Genomic DNA, 13,734 nt, shown 5'->3' on the forward strand with positions numbered 1-13,734 from the left:
CGGGGCGCCCGCCCGCGGCGGCGGCGTTCAGTCGCCGTTGGGATCCTGAAAACGTTTGCATTTCACCTGCACGAGTTTGCGGTCCTGCAGGCGCACGGCGCTCAGCGCGCCGCCCCACACGCAACCGGTGTCCAGGCAGATGACGTCGGGACGCATCAGCAGGCCCAGCGTCGACCAGTGGCCGAACACGACAGTGACGTCGCGGGTGGCGCGGTTGGGCACGTCGAACCAGGGCACCAGGCCGGCCGGCCAGGCGCCCGGCGCGACCTTGGTGGCGAACTCCATGTGGCCGGACGGGGTGCACAGGCGGATGCGGGTCAGGGCATTGATGATGACGCGCATGCGCTTGCCGCCCGTATGGTCGTCCTTCCAGCTGGCGGGCTCGTTGCCGTACATCTTCTGCAGCGCCTTGCGCCAGTTCGGGCCGCGCAGGGCCTGCTCGACCTCGCCGGCCAGCGCCAGGGTCTTGGCGGCGTCCCATTTGGCCAGCACGCCGGCGTGCACCATCAGGTGGCCCGCTTCGTAGTGGGCCAGCGGCCGGAACCGCAGCCAGTCGATCAGGTCCACGGCGTCGGGCGCCTGCAGCACTTCGTCCAGCGTGTCGGACTTGGAGGGCTTGCGCACGCCCGCGTAGGCCGCCAGCAGATGCAGGTCGTGATTGCCCAGCACGGCCGTGCAGCGCTCGCCCATGGCCATGATGCGCCGCAGCGTGGCCAGCGATTGCGGGCCGCGGTTGACCAGGTCGCCGGCAAACCAGAAACGGCTATCGGTGTCGCCGGCGATATCGGGGTGCGCCAGCAATTCTTCGAGCGGCGCGCAGCAGCCCTGCACGTCGCCTATGGTCCAGATACTGCCTTTCATGCAGGAACTTTTCTCCAGGGCCAGCGGTGTTGCATGAAACGCGCAATGGCGTGACGGTATTCCATCATCGACAGCGCGCCGAAAGCCAGCAGCAGGGCGCCGAGATTCGGCCCCAGCGCCGTGATCCAGGGCGGCCAGCGGCTGAGCATGCCGACGTTCAGCGCCAGCTGGTTGAGCATGAAGAAGCCCACGCCCAGCAGAATGCCGATGAAGACCTTGGCGCCCACGCCGCCGCGGCGAGTCTGCATGAAGCCGATGGGCGCCGCGATGGTGATCATTACCAACAGGGTAAACGGATAGACCAGCTTGCGCCACAGCGCCACGACCTGGCGGTCATACTGCAGCTGGTTGTGGCGCAGGTATTCGATGTAGTCGACCAGGGTCAGCGCCGACATGCGTTCGGGCGTGAGCACCCGCGCCAGCAGGCGCTCGGGGCTTAGGGTGGTGTCCAGCTTGAGCTCGGCCACCTTGGTGACGCGCGCCGGCGGCTGCTTGGGCTGCTTGGCGTCGGCCAGGGCCGACGGGGCGTGCTCGTCGATGCGGGTTTCGGTGGCGTCGGTCAGCACCAGGTCGCCGCGGCTGAACCGGCCGTTGGGCGCGGTCCACAGCGCGGTCATCTCCAGGTCGGAGCGGAATTCGTACAGCGTGACGTCCTTGACCTGGCCGTCGGCCAGCAGCGTCTTGATATTGATGATGCGGGTGCCGTTCTGCGGGGTGGGTTCCTTGAACCAGTAGCCGCTGTTGAGCCGCCCGCCGCCGGCCTTGCCGCGGAATGTCAGGTCGGCCTCGCCGCTCTTGATCTCGGCCGCCGGCGTGACGAACTCGGACAGCAGCGTCGCGCCTATCATCAGCGGGATGGTGATGACCCACAGCATGCCCAGCAGCCGCATGCCGCTGACCCCGGAGACGCGCAGGATGACCAGTTCGTTGCGCTGCGCCAGGCCGGCCAGCGCCAGGATCGCGCCGATCAGCAGGCCGATCGGCAGCAGGTCGTACAGCCGGGTCGGCAGGGCCAGCGCCTGCATGTAGAACAGGGCCAGCATGCTGAACTTGTCGCCCACGTTGTCCAGGTCGTCGACCAGCGCGAAAAACGTGAACAGCCCCAGCAGGGCCAGCAGGACCACTGCACAGGAGCGGTAGATTTCACGGGCCAGATAACGGCGTGCGGTACGCATGGTGGGTGATGCGGCAGATGAAGCGCGGAAACGTGACAGATTAACAAAAACGCGGCGGTTGGCGCAGCCCCGGGGCAGCCGGGGCCCACACTCCTGGTCAGGGAATCTCGACCATGCGCATGCGGCGTGTCAGCGTGGCGGTGCGCGAGTTCAGGTAACCGGTGTTGCGGTGGCGGTCATAGTAGCGGGGATTGGGCAGCATGGCAGCCATCCTGGCCGCCTGGCCGGCCCCCAGCCGCGCCGCGCTGGTATTGTAATAATGTCGGGCCGCCGCCTCGGCGCCGAACACCCCCACGCCCCATTCCGCGACATTCAGGTACAGCTCCAGGATGCGCTCCTTGGGCATGACATGTTCGATCATGTAGGCAAGCACCAGTTCCTGGCCCTTGCGCAGGTAGCTGCGCGATCCGGACAGGAACAGGTTCTTGGCCAGTTGCTGGGTGATGGTCGAGCCGCCGCGCATCTTGGTGCGGCCGCGCTCGGCCTGCCGCTGGTTGTACTCCCAGGCCTTGCGGATCGCATCCCACTCGACGCCGTCGTGCTCGGTGAAGTTGGCGTCCTCGGACGCCACGACCGCCTGCTTGAGGGTATTGCTGATGCGGTCGTAGGGCACCCACTGGTATTTCAGCTCGGCCTCGGGGTCGCGTTCGCGCAGGCGCGCCAGCTCCTGCCGCATGATGGCGCTGCTGCCCGGATCGCGGTAGGCATACCAGACCACCAGGGAGAACATCCACAATTGGTACAGGATGGCGATGCACAGCACCGCCATGATGACGGCGGTAATGACCCGGAACCAGTTCAGGCGGCGCGCGGTGGACTTGGGCATGGGCGGGCGGCGGATTGCGGTTAGCCCGCAGCCAGCAGTTCGGTGCGCAGGGCCAGCAGCACCGGCCCGGGGTCGGGCCGCACGCCGTGCCAGATATGGAAGCTGCCGGCGGCCTGGCCGACCAGCATGCCCAGGCCGTCGGCGCAGCGCGCCGCGCCGTCGGCCTCGGCCTGGCGCATGAAGGCGGTGGGCCGCGCGCCGTACATCATGTCGTAGGCCAGGGCGTCGGGCGCGTACAGGCCGCCGGGCAGGTCCGGCGCGGCGTCCTGCAGGCCGCTGGCCGTGGCGTTGATGACCACGTTCCAGCCGCCGGGTTCGGCGGCCTCGGCCAGCGCGCCGGCGCTGACCCGCGTGGCGGCCCGCGGCGCCGCGGCGCGCCAGGCCGCCGCCAGTTCGGCGGCGCGCGCGGCGGTACGGTTGACGATATGGATGCGGGCGCAGCCGGCCTCGGCCAGGGGTTGCAGCACGCCGCGCGCGGCGCCGCCGGCGCCCACCAGCAACACCCGCGCGCCGGCCAGCGCCACGCCCAGGCGCAGCAGGTCGCTGACCAGCCCGATCCCGTCGGTGTTGCAGCCATGCCAGGCGCCGTCGCGCCACGACAAGGTATTGACGGCGCCGGCGAGCCGCGCCCGCTCGGACAGGTGCGCCTCGGCCAGCGCGTAGGCCTCCAGCTTGAAGGGCACGGTCACGTTCAGGCCCAGCCCGCCGCTTTCGCGGAATGCCTGCACGGTGGGCAGGAAGCCGTCCACGGGCGCCAGCAGCCGCTCGTAGCGCAGCGGGCGGCCGGTCTGGGCCGAGAACATGGCGTGGATCTGCGGCGAGCGGCTGTGCGCGATCGGATTGCCGATGACGGCATAGCGGGGCGGAGAGGCCGGCTGGGTCATGGGGCGGTCGTTTCCAGGGAGTCGTTGACGAAATGCCAGGTGCGCGTGATGACCAGCACGTCCGTGTCGCGCGCCATCTCGGGCGGGAACGGCGGGAACGGCGCGGCCATTTGCACGATGCGGCGCGCCGCCTGGTTCAGCACGGCGTGCGGCGAGGGCTGGTCGATCTCGAAATCGGCCAGGCTGCCGTCGGCGCGCACCGTGACGGTGATGCGCAGCGAGCCGTAGATGCGGCCGCGCGCGTCTTCGGGGTAGTGGCGCGTGCCGATGGTCTCGATGCGGGTGCGCCAGGCGTCCAGGTAGGCGGCATGGCGCGAGGCCTGGGCGGCCGGGGCGACGAACTCCTTGCGCGGCTGGGCGTTGTAGGCCTGCACCCGGCTGGCCAGCGTGGCGATCTGGGCGTTCTGGATCACGCCGGGTTGCTCGCGCGGGTCCAGCCCGGGCTCGGAGGCGTCCGGCCATGGGTGCACCGGCTGGCGTTCCTGGCCGGTCCTGGCCTGCGACTGCAGCTGCGTCAGCAGCCGGTCCTGCTCGGCCTCCAGTTGCGCCTGGCGCTTGCGCATGGCTTCCAGCACGATGGTCTCGGCGCTGCGGCCGGTCTGCGGCAGCGGCGTGGCCGCCAGCCCGCGCGCGGCGTTGCCGCCGCCGTCGACCTGGCTTTGCGCCAGCACCTGCGCCGTGACCGGCGCGCTGTCGGTGCGGGCGTTGACCAGCACGATTTCCAGCGCCGAGGCCTCAGGGCGCGCGGGCGCCGGCCCGGCGAAGCGCCAGGCCAGCGCGCCGGCGTGCACCAGTAGCGAGATGGCCGTGCCGACCAGCAGGTAGTGCTGGGCGGGGGCGCCCAGCCAGCGCCAGAAGCGCGTCACGATCGAAGAGGAGGAAGCGGAGCGTCGCACCCGTGCATTTTAGGGCGAACCGGCCCGCGGCGTGGCTTCAGTCCGCCGGGCCCAGGTAGCGGCAGTCCAGCTCCAGCGCCAGTTCGTCCATATCCATGATGTCGATCTGCACCGCCGCGCCGCGTTCCAGCTCGGGCAGGCCGCCCACGCGCGTGACCAGCGGCGCGTTGGCCAGGCGCACCAGGTCCTCGCGCAGCACGTGGGCGGTCGTGCGGCTGACGCCCTGCTGCTTGAGCCAGCGCATGCACCAGTAGCGCTCCATGGCGTTCTGGAAATCCGCCCAGGCGGCATACTGCGCGTCGAAGGCGCCGATGATGGCGTAGAGGTCGGCGTCGCGCGGCTTGAAGGGCGCCACCAGGCGCGCCGACACGCCGTGCTCGACGGCGGCGATCAATTGCCACTGGTTGACCAGGTCGACATAGCGGCGCAGCGGCGAGGTGCTCCAGGCGTATTGGGGCACGCCGATCGCTTCGTGCGGCAGCGCCTGCGTGCTCATGCGCACCCGGCCGGCCTGCTGCGAGCGGTAGATGCCCGGCACGCCGTGCTGGTGCAGCAGGCCGCCCCACACGTTGTTGGCCAGGATCATGTACTCGGCCACCATGCGGTCCAGCGGCGCGTTGCGCTGGCGCGGCACCAGCCGCACCGGGGTATCGGGGTCGTCCGGGCTGCCGTCCAGGTAGAAACTGTATTCGACCCGCGTATTGTTCTCGGGCTTGCCGCGCACGGCTTCGCGCTGCGCGCCCAGCGCCTGCGCGAGCTGCCACAGCGGCCGCAGCCAGTGGCCATAAGGCAGGGGGGCGTCCGGATCGGCCAGTGCGGCTTCGGAAATCTGTGCGTCCAGGTCGTTGTGGCGCAGGTTCTCGCGCACCACGATGCGTTCCAGGCGGGTTTCCGAGGCTTCGATCGCGCCGGTGCGCGGGTCGGCCGTGACATACAGCGACACCGCCGGCACCGGCCGGCCGGCGTCCAGCGAAAACGCCTGGATCACGTTGTCGGGCTGCATCGGGATCTTCTCGCCCGGCATGTAGACCGTGGACAGGCGGGTGCGCGCCAGCTTGTCGTGTTCGCTGCCGCGCGTGATGGCCAGGCCGGGCGCGGCGACGTGGATGCCGACCCGGATCTTGCCGTCGGGCAGGGCGCTGACCGACAGCGCGTCGTCGATCTCCGTGGTGGTGACGTCGTCGACCGAGTAGATCTCGCCCTCGGCCAGCGGCAGCTCGCGCTCGATCGTCGGCACATCCATGGCCGGAAAGCCCACGCCCTTGGGGAAATTCACCGCCAGGAAGCGGCGCTTATGCAGCGCCAGCGGATGCGGCCAGGCGCCCAGGTCCAGCAGCAGGCGCTCCGGCGTCTTCTGCAGCTGGGTGCAGGCGGCGTCGAACGCCTTCCATTGCATCGAATTCTTGTCCGGGCGCACCAGCAGCGATTCGGCCGCCTGGGCGATGGCCTCGGGCAGGCGGCCCTGGGCCATTTCGTCGATCCATTGCTGCTGCTGTTCCGCCTGCAGGCGCTTTTTCTCGAGCGCGGCCAGGGCGGCGGCCAGGATGTCGGGCGGAGCCGGGCGGTAGCGGCCCTTGCCGCGGCGATGGAAATAGGCCGGCGCGCCGTGCAGGCGCATCAGCAGGGCGGCCTGCTCGACCGGACCGGGGGCGTGGCCGAAGTATTCGGCCGCCAGCGCGGGCGCGTCGAATTCCTCCTGCGGCGCGCATTCCCAGAGGAACTGCAGGTCGATGTCCTCGGCCAGCGCGGCGGCCTGGGCCATCAGCGCGGCCGGCTCCGGCGCGGCGAAGGTGAACAGGGTATTGGCGCGCTTGATCTTGCTGCGCTTGCCCGTCTCCGACTCAACCTGCAGGCTGGCGTCGGTCTCGGACAGGATATTGCCGGCCTTGAAGCCGCCGTCGTCGTCGTAGAACACGTACATATTGAGAATCCATCGGGCGCGGCGGCGTCAGGAGCGCCCCGGCACGTTGCGGCCTATCCGTATATTAATAATCAGTGGGGCGAGCCCAGGGCAAATTCAAGGACCTCGGGCATCCAGCGGGGGAAGTCCGACAGGCCGTGGTCGCTGCCCTGCACGATACGCTGGCGGCACCCGGGGTAGCGGTCGCGCATCTCCCGCCAGTCCAGCACCTCGTCGCCGGTGGCCGCCACCAGGAAGTAGCGTTCGGGATGGGTGATCGGATCCACGTACAGGGCGCGCAGTTCCTCGACATACTCGGGCAGGAAGTGGAACGGCGCGTCGGAATGATACATGCGATGCTCGCCGACCTGGGTGGCGAGATCGCGCGCCGCCTGCACCGCCGGGTTCAGCAGCACGGCCTGGCAGCCCAGCCGCTCGGCCAGCCAGGTGGCGTAATAGCCGCCCAGCGACGAGCCGATCACCGTCAGCCGGCGGGGATCCTGCTGCCCGGCCAGTTGTTCCCGGGCCAGCGCCAGCGCCAGTTCGGCGGCCTGGCGCGGGCCGGCCGGCAATTGCGGGCATCGCCATTGGTCGGCCAGGCCGCGTTCGTGCATGGCTTGCGCCAGCAGGCGCGCCTTGAACGAATCGGGCGAGGAACGGAAGCCGTGCAGGTACAGGATGGGCATCGCGGCGCCTTCAGCGGGGCCGGGCCAGGGCGTCGAGCAGCTTGCCGTGCACGCCGCCGAAGCCGCCATTGCTCATGACCAGCACATGGTCGCCCGGCCGGGCCGCCGCCGCGACCGCGCGCACCAGCGCCTGCAGGTCGTCGTAGCCGGCGGCGCGCTCGCCCAGCGGCGCCAGCACCTGGGCCGGGTCCCAGCCCAGCGCGTGCTTGCCGACGTGGTCGCCGAAGCAGAACACCAGGTCGGCGCCGGCCAGCGCCTCGGGCAGCCGCGCCGCCATGGTTCCCAGCTTCATGGTGTTCGAGCGCGGCTCGAGCACGGCCAGGATGCGGGCCGGTCCCACCTGCCGGCGCAGCCCTTCGATGGTGGTGGCGATCGCGGTGGGGTGGTGCGCGAAATCGTCGTAGACGCGTATGCCGTTGACCGTGCCGCGCAGCTCCATGCGGCGCTTGACGCCGCCAAAGCGCGACAGCGCCTCGATGCCCTCGGCCGGCGTCACGCCGACGTGCCGGGCCGCCGCCAGCGCCGCCAGGGCGTTGCGGCGGTTGTGCTCGCCGCCCAGCGTCCAGCGCACCGTGCCGGCATCGCGGCCATCCACGCGCACTTCGAACGCGCCCTGGTCATCGGGGGCGCCGGCCTGCCATTGGCCGTCGGGGCCGAAACGCGCCACCGGAGTCCAGCAACCGCGCTCGAGCACCCGTTCGAGCGCCGGCGCGTCGGTCGGCAGCACCAGCTGGCCGTTGGACGGCACCGTGCGCACCAGGTGATGGAACTGGGTCTCGATGGCGGCCAGATCGGGGAAGATGTCGGCGTGATCGTATTCCAGGTTGTTCAGGATGGCGGTGCGCGGCCGGTAGTGCACGAACTTCGAGCGCTTGTCGAAAAAGGCCGTGTCGTACTCGTCGGCCTCGATCACGAAAGGGTGGGCGCCGGGCGCGTAGCGCGCCGACACCTGCAGGTCGGGGGCGACGCCGCCGATCAGGAAGTTGGGCTGGCGTTGCGCGCATTGCAGGATCCAGGCCAGCATGGAGCTGGTGGTGGTCTTGCCGTGGGTGCCGGCCACGGCCAGCACGTGCGCGCCGGGCAGGATGTGCTCGCCCAGCCACTGCGGGCCGGATATATAGCGGGCGCCGCTGTCCAGGATGGCTTCCATCAGCGGATTGCCGCGGCTGACCACGTTGCCGATCACGAACAGGTCGGGGGCCAGCGCTAGCTGGTCGGCGCCGAAGCCTTCGATCAGCTCGATGCCCTGCTCGGCCAGCTGGGTGCTCATCGGGGGGTAGACGCCGGCGTCGCAGCCGGTGACCTTGTGGCCGGCCGAGCGCGCGATCAGCGCCAGCCCGCCCATGAAAGTGCCGCAAATACCAAGAATATGCAGGTGCATGGTGTTCTCCTGTGCGGCATTGTAGAGGCTCGCGCGAGGCGCGCCGGTATCCCCGGCGCGCCTGCGTTGTTATGATCGCGCCATGAATCGTCGTCTTTTTCTTTATGCCGGCGTGGCCGCGGCGGCCGCCGCCTCCGGCGGGTATTTCCTGGCCGAGCGCCGCAACGCGCCGCCGGCGCAGCCGGCCGCCGCGCCGGCCGAGGGCGCCGGCGACCCGCTGGCGCAGCTGCGCCAGCTCGCCCTGCCCGATCTGCAGGGCACGCCGCGCAAGCTGGCCGACTGGAGCGGCCAGCCGCTGGTGGTCAATTTCTGGGCGACCTGGTGCGCGCCCTGTGTCAAGGAAATGCCCGAACTGGACGCCCTGCAGAAAAAATATCCGCAGGTGCGGTTTGTGGGCATCGGCGTCGATACTGCCGACAATATGCGCAAATTCGTCGAAAAAATACCCGTGTCCTATCCGCTGCTGGTGATGGGCGCGGGCGCCATCGATACCCTGCGCGGCCTGGGCAACCCCAGTGGCGGCCTGCCTTTTACGCTGCTTTTGTCGGCAGATGGCAGCATGAAGCGCAAAATTCTCGGCCAGATTGTCTACGAGGATCTGGATCGCAGCGTGGCGGGCCTGTCGGCTTGAATTCGGTTGGACAAATAGGCCGTTTTGGCGTTAAAAAGGCGGTTTATCGCTCGTATTGCCAACAGTTTGGCAAGCTCCATGGCGCAACGCATTCTCGTTTTGCATGGCCCCAACCTGAATCTGCTCGGCACCCGGGAGCCCCATATCTACGGCAGCCTGACGCTGGCGCAGATCGACCAGGGCTTGGCGGCGCTGGCCGGCCAGCTCGGCGTGGCGCTGACCTCGTGGCAAAGCAATCACGAAGGGGCGCTGGTCGAGCGCATCCAGGCCGCGGCGGCCGACGGCACCGATTTCATCATCATCAACGCGGCCGCCTACACGCATACCAGCGTCGCGATCCGCGATGCGCTGGCGGCGGTGGCAATACCGTTTATTGAAGTACATTTGTCCAACCTGTATAAGCGCGATTCATTCCGGCAGCATTCTTATCTGTCCGATCTGGCGATAGGCCTGATTACCGGCCTGGGCGCCGATGGCTACGAGGCGGCGCTGCGCTACGCGGCGCGCCACTGATCCTCGCCCCGGCATCTCTCACATCTACAGCAATCTGACGCGGCCCGGAAATACGGGCGCGGCCAAAACACAATCGGGAAGCAGCTTCTATGGACCTCCGAAAACTCAAAACCCTGATCGACCTCGTGGCTGAATCGGGTATCGCCGAGCTTGAAATCACCGAAGGCGAAGGCAAGGTTCGCATCGTCAAGTTCTCGCAAGCCCTGCAGCCGGTTGCCTATCACGTGCCCGAGGCCGTCGCCCCGGCCGCCGCTCCCGCGGCCGCCGCCGCGCCCGCCGCCGAGGCGGCGGCGCCCGCCGCGCCGCAGGGCCATGTGGTCAAGGCGCCCATGGTCGGCACCTTCTACCGCGCGCCCAATCCCGGCGCCGCGCCCTTCGTCGATGTCGGGCAGTCGGTCAAGGAAGGCGATCCGCTGTGCATCATCGAGGCGATGAAGCTGCTCAACGAGATCGAAGCCGACAAGGCTGGCGTGATCAAAGAAATCCTGGTCGAGAACGGCGAACCGGTCGAGTACGGCCAGCCGCTGTTCATTATTGGCTGATAGGTCAACATGTTTGAAAAGATCCTGATCGCCAATCGCGGCGAGATCGCCCTGCGCATCCAGCGCGCCTGCCGCGAGCTGGGCATCAAAACCGTCGTCGTGCACTCCGAGGCCGACCGCACCGCCAAGTATGTGCGCCTGGCCGACGAATCGGTCTGCATCGGCCCCGCGCCGTCGCGCGAGAGCTACCTCAACATGCCGGCCCTGATCTCGGCGGCCGAGGTGACCGACGCCGAGGCGATCCACCCGGGCTACGGCTTTCTGGCCGAGAACGCCGATTTTGCCGAGCGCGTCGAAAAGAGCGGCTTCGTCTTCATCGGTCCGCGTCCCGAAACCATCCGCCAGATGGGCGACAAGGTCAGCGCCAAGCGCGCCATGATCGAAGCCGGCGTGCCGGTCGTGCCGGGGTCGGAGGGCGCCTTGCCGGACGATCCGCAGGAGATCCTGCGCACCGCGCGCGAAGTGGGCTATCCGGTCATCATCAAGGCCTCCGGCGGCGGCGGCGGGCGCGGCATGCGCGTGGTGTACACCGAAGCGGCGCTGCTGAACGCGGTCAACATGACGCGTTCGGAAGCCGGCGCGGCGTTCAACAACCCCGAAGTCTACATGGAGAAATTCCTGGAGAATCCGCGCCACGTGGAGATCCAGGTGCTGGCCGACGGCGGCCGCAACGCCGTGTGGCTGGGCGAGCGCGACTGCTCGATGCAGCGGCGCCACCAGAAAGTCATCGAAGAAGCGCCGGCGCCCGGCATTCCGCGCCGGCTGATCGAGCGCATCGGCGATCGTTGCGCCGATGCGTGCCGCAAGATGGGCTACCGCGGAGCGGGCACGTTCGAGTTCCTGTACGAGAACGGCGAGTTCTATTTCATCGAAATGAACACCCGCATCCAGGTCGAGCACCCGGTCACCGAACTGATCACCGGCGTGGACGTGGTCCAGCAGCAGATCCTGATCGCCGCCGGCGAGAAGTTCACGCTGCGCCAGCGCGACATCCAGTTCAAGGGCCATGCCCTGGAATGCCGGATCAACGCCGAGGATCCGTTCCGTTTCGTGCCCAGCCCGGGCCGCATCACCAACTGGCATGTGCCGGGCGGCCCCGGCGTGCGCATCGATTCGCACGCCTTCAACGGCTACTTCGTTCCGCCCAACTACGACTCGATGATCGCCAAGGTCATCACCTATGGCGACACGCGCGAACAGGCGCTGGCGCGCATGCGCATCGCCCTGTCCGAGATGGTGGTCGAGGGCATTTCCACCAACATCCCGCTGCACCGCGAGCTGCTGCAGGATGCGCGCTTCATCGAGGGCGGCACCAGCATCCATTACCTGGAGCACAAACTGGCGCAGCGGCCCTGATTCACGGAAATCCTAGCCATGCGTGAACTGGTCCTAAATTGCCGCGAAGCGCAGGCCGACGCGCTGTCCGATGCGCTGCTGGAAGCCGGCGTGCTGTCCGTCTCGGTCGAGGACGCCGACCTCGGCACCGAGGCCGAGCGGCCGCTGTTCGGCGAGCCGGGCACCGAGCCGCAGGTCCAGGCCTGGGACCGCAATTGCGTGGTGGCCTTGCTGCCCGATGGCGCCGACCCGGCGCAGATCCTCGAACAGGCCATCGCCGCCGCCGGACTGGATCCGGCGCTGGCGCACGGCTGGTCCCTGCGCGAGGTGCCGGACGCCGACTGGGTGCGCCTGACCCAGTCGCAGTTCGGCCCCATTCCGATTTCCGAGCGGCTCTGGATCGTGCCCAGCTGGCACCGCGACGATCCCGCCGTGCCGGGCCTGGTGCCCGATGCCGCGCGCGACGCGATCCACATCGAACTCGATCCGGGCCTGGCGTTCGGCACCGGCAGCCATCCCACCACCCACTTGTGCCTGGCCTGGCTGGAAGCCGAGCTGCCCGCCGGCGCGCGCTTGCTGGACTACGGCTGCGGCTCGGGCATCCTGGCCATCGCCGCGCGCAAGCTGGGCGCGGGCGAGACCGTGGCGGTGGACATCGATCCGCAGGCCGTGCAGTCCACCATCGACAACGCCGAGGTCAACCAGGCGCGCCTGCAGGCCATGCTGCCCGATGCGCTGCCGGCTGGCGAGTTCCAGGTCGTGGTGGCGAATATCCTTTCCAATCCGCTCAAGGTGCTGGCCCCCATGCTGGCCGGGCGCGTCGCGCCGGGCGGCCATCTGGTGCTCTCGGGCGTGCTCGAACGCCAGGCCGACGAAGTGGCCGCGGCCTATGCGCCCTGGCTGACCATGTCCGTCTGGCGCGAACGCGACGGCTGGGTCTGCCTGCATGGCGTAAAGGCCTGAGCGGCCGCGGGCAGGAGGCCGTCCCATGGCGCTGACCACCCGTTGCCCGCAGTGCGGCGCCGCCTTCAGGGTGGTGGCCGACCAACTGCGCGTGCGCAACGGGCTGGTGCGCTGCGGCGAATGCGCCACGGTGTTCGATGGCCGGGCCTGCCTGGTTCCGGCGCCCGATGCCGGCGCGACGCAGGCCGCGGCGCCGCCGGTCGTGTCCGCGCCGCCGTCCGATCCGCCCTTCGATCCGCCGTACACCCACCGCGCGGCGCCCGAGCCCGTGGCGCCGGTCCCGGCCACGCAGCCGCCGCCGGCCGTGCTGCGCGGCCGCGCCGACATGCAGCGCGGCGACGTTCCGCCCGCGGACGAAGACGAACCCGACGCGATGGCCGATGGCGCGCCCGAGGACGAGGCCGACTGGGACGCCGCGCCGCGCCCCGAGCCCGAAGAGGCCGGCTGGCGTCCGATATTGCCGCGCGCTGCGGCGCACGACGACCGGGAGCCGGCGTTCCGGATCGGCCGCGCGGCCGCCGATGAGGCCGACGCCGAGGATGCGGTACAGGTGCCGGGCGAGGTCCGTACCCGCTACTCCAACGCCGTCGACAGCGGCCGCACGCCGCCCGAGTTCCTCGACGATGACCGCACCCAGGCGCGCCAGCTGGTGCGGCGCCTGTGGGCCTACGCCTGCGTGCTGGGCGTACTGGCGCTGGCCGCGCAACTGGTCTACGTCTATCGCGGCGCCATCGCCGGGGCCGCGCCGGCCCTGCGGCCGGTGCTCGAACAGGCCTGCGTGCCGCTGCAATGCAGCGTGGACCACGCGCGCCGCATCGAACGCATCTCCATCACGTCATCGTCGCTGCGGCCGGCCGCCGGCGCCGCGCAGGGCGACGACGTCCGCTCCCGCCTCACTCTGAACGTCGTGCTGCGCAACCGCTACGACCGGCCCCAGGAATGGCCGGCGCTGGTGCTCGACCTGACCGATATCTCCGATACCGTCGTGGCGCGCAAGATCATTCTGCCCCAGGATTACCTGCCCTCGCAGGCCGGGCCCGCGTTCGCGGCCGGCGGCGAGATCAACCTCGCCATCCCGATCGAAGTGTCCGGGCTGCAGGTCAACGGCTACCAACTCGATAAATTCTTCCCATGAAGGACT

The 13,734-nt window shown here is 69.4% G+C and carries 14 protein-coding genes; 6 read left to right on the forward strand and 8 right to left on the reverse strand.

The window, feature by feature from the left end:
• Window positions 1-27: 27 nt before the first annotated feature.
• The 8 genes from CAL11_RS02970 to mpl all read right to left on the reverse strand — a co-directional run bounded on the left by CAL11_RS02970 (window position 28) and on the right by mpl (window position 8,609).
• A complete protein-coding gene (locus tag CAL11_RS02970; protein WP_086092106.1) occupies window positions 28-861 on the reverse strand; it encodes a symmetrical bis(5'-nucleosyl)-tetraphosphatase in 834 nt (277 codons plus the stop codon).
• On the reverse strand, window positions 858-2,036 hold the full coding sequence (gene lptG / locus CAL11_RS02975) for an LPS export ABC transporter permease LptG (protein WP_033461535.1): 1,179 nt from the start codon (window positions 2,034-2,036) through the stop codon (window positions 858-860). The genes CAL11_RS02970 and lptG overlap by 4 nt, the downstream gene beginning before the upstream one ends.
• Window positions 2,037-2,133: 97 nt before the next feature.
• Complete coding sequence (mtgA, locus tag CAL11_RS02980) at window positions 2,134-2,862, reverse strand: monofunctional biosynthetic peptidoglycan transglycosylase (protein WP_033461532.1); 729 nt, start codon at window positions 2,860-2,862, stop codon at window positions 2,134-2,136.
• Between the two features lie 20 nt (window positions 2,863-2,882).
• Window positions 2,883-3,746 carry a shikimate dehydrogenase gene (aroE, locus tag CAL11_RS02985; RefSeq protein WP_086092107.1) on the reverse strand — a complete coding sequence of 288 codons (864 nt, stop codon included), beginning with the start codon at window positions 3,744-3,746 and terminating at the stop codon, window positions 2,883-2,885.
• A complete protein-coding gene (locus tag CAL11_RS02990; protein ID WP_086092108.1) occupies window positions 3,743-4,642 on the reverse strand; it encodes a TonB family protein in 900 nt (299 codons plus the stop codon). The genes aroE and CAL11_RS02990 overlap by 4 nt, the downstream gene beginning before the upstream one ends.
• Window positions 4,643-4,679: 37 nt before the next feature.
• On the reverse strand, window positions 4,680-6,563 hold the full coding sequence (locus CAL11_RS02995) for a ribonuclease catalytic domain-containing protein (protein WP_086092109.1): 1,884 nt from the start codon (window positions 6,561-6,563) through the stop codon (window positions 4,680-4,682).
• Window positions 6,564-6,634: 71 nt separating this feature from the next.
• Window positions 6,635-7,228, reverse strand: coding sequence for a YqiA/YcfP family alpha/beta fold hydrolase (locus CAL11_RS03000; protein WP_033461520.1), 594 nt, complete (start codon window positions 7,226-7,228; stop codon window positions 6,635-6,637).
• A gap of 10 nt (window positions 7,229-7,238) precedes the next feature.
• A complete protein-coding gene (mpl, locus tag CAL11_RS03005) occupies window positions 7,239-8,609 on the reverse strand; it encodes a UDP-N-acetylmuramate:L-alanyl-gamma-D-glutamyl-meso-diaminopimelate ligase (RefSeq protein WP_086092110.1) in 1,371 nt (456 codons plus the stop codon).
• Window positions 8,610-8,691: 82 nt separating this feature from the next.
• On the opposite strand from mpl, the gene CAL11_RS03010 reads away from it, so the two are divergent.
• From CAL11_RS03010 to CAL11_RS03035, 6 genes are all read left to right on the forward strand, one after another.
• The gene (locus CAL11_RS03010; protein ID WP_086092111.1) at window positions 8,692-9,240 is read left to right on the forward strand and encodes a TlpA family protein disulfide reductase; all 549 of its coding nucleotides are present in this window, start codon (window positions 8,692-8,694) and stop codon (window positions 9,238-9,240) included.
• A gap of 78 nt (window positions 9,241-9,318) precedes the next feature.
• Window positions 9,319-9,753, forward strand: coding sequence for a type II 3-dehydroquinate dehydratase (gene aroQ / locus CAL11_RS03015; protein ID WP_003814953.1), 435 nt, complete (start codon window positions 9,319-9,321; stop codon window positions 9,751-9,753).
• Between the two features lie 89 nt (window positions 9,754-9,842).
• On the forward strand, window positions 9,843-10,295 hold the full coding sequence (gene accB / locus CAL11_RS03020) for an acetyl-CoA carboxylase biotin carboxyl carrier protein (RefSeq protein ID WP_086092112.1): 453 nt from the start codon (window positions 9,843-9,845) through the stop codon (window positions 10,293-10,295).
• 9 nt (window positions 10,296-10,304) lie between these two features.
• Window positions 10,305-11,651: an acetyl-CoA carboxylase biotin carboxylase subunit gene (gene accC, locus CAL11_RS03025; RefSeq protein ID WP_033466800.1), complete on the forward strand. Its 1,347-nt coding sequence runs from the start codon at window positions 10,305-10,307 to the stop codon at window positions 11,649-11,651.
• Window positions 11,652-11,669: 18 nt separating this feature from the next.
• A complete protein-coding gene (gene prmA / locus CAL11_RS03030; RefSeq protein ID WP_086092113.1) occupies window positions 11,670-12,593 on the forward strand; it encodes a 50S ribosomal protein L11 methyltransferase in 924 nt (307 codons plus the stop codon).
• Window positions 12,594-12,618: 25 nt separating this feature from the next.
• Window positions 12,619-13,728 (forward strand): DUF3426 domain-containing protein, encoded by a 1,110-nt coding sequence (locus CAL11_RS03035; RefSeq protein WP_086092114.1) that lies wholly within the window; start codon window positions 12,619-12,621, stop codon window positions 13,726-13,728.
• The last annotated feature ends 6 nt before the right edge of the window (window positions 13,729-13,734 follow it).

It is taken from the genome of Bordetella genomosp. 6 (genome assembly GCF_002119705.1).
GTDB lineage: Bacteria > Pseudomonadota > Gammaproteobacteria > Burkholderiales > Burkholderiaceae_B > Bordetella > Bordetella bronchiseptica_F.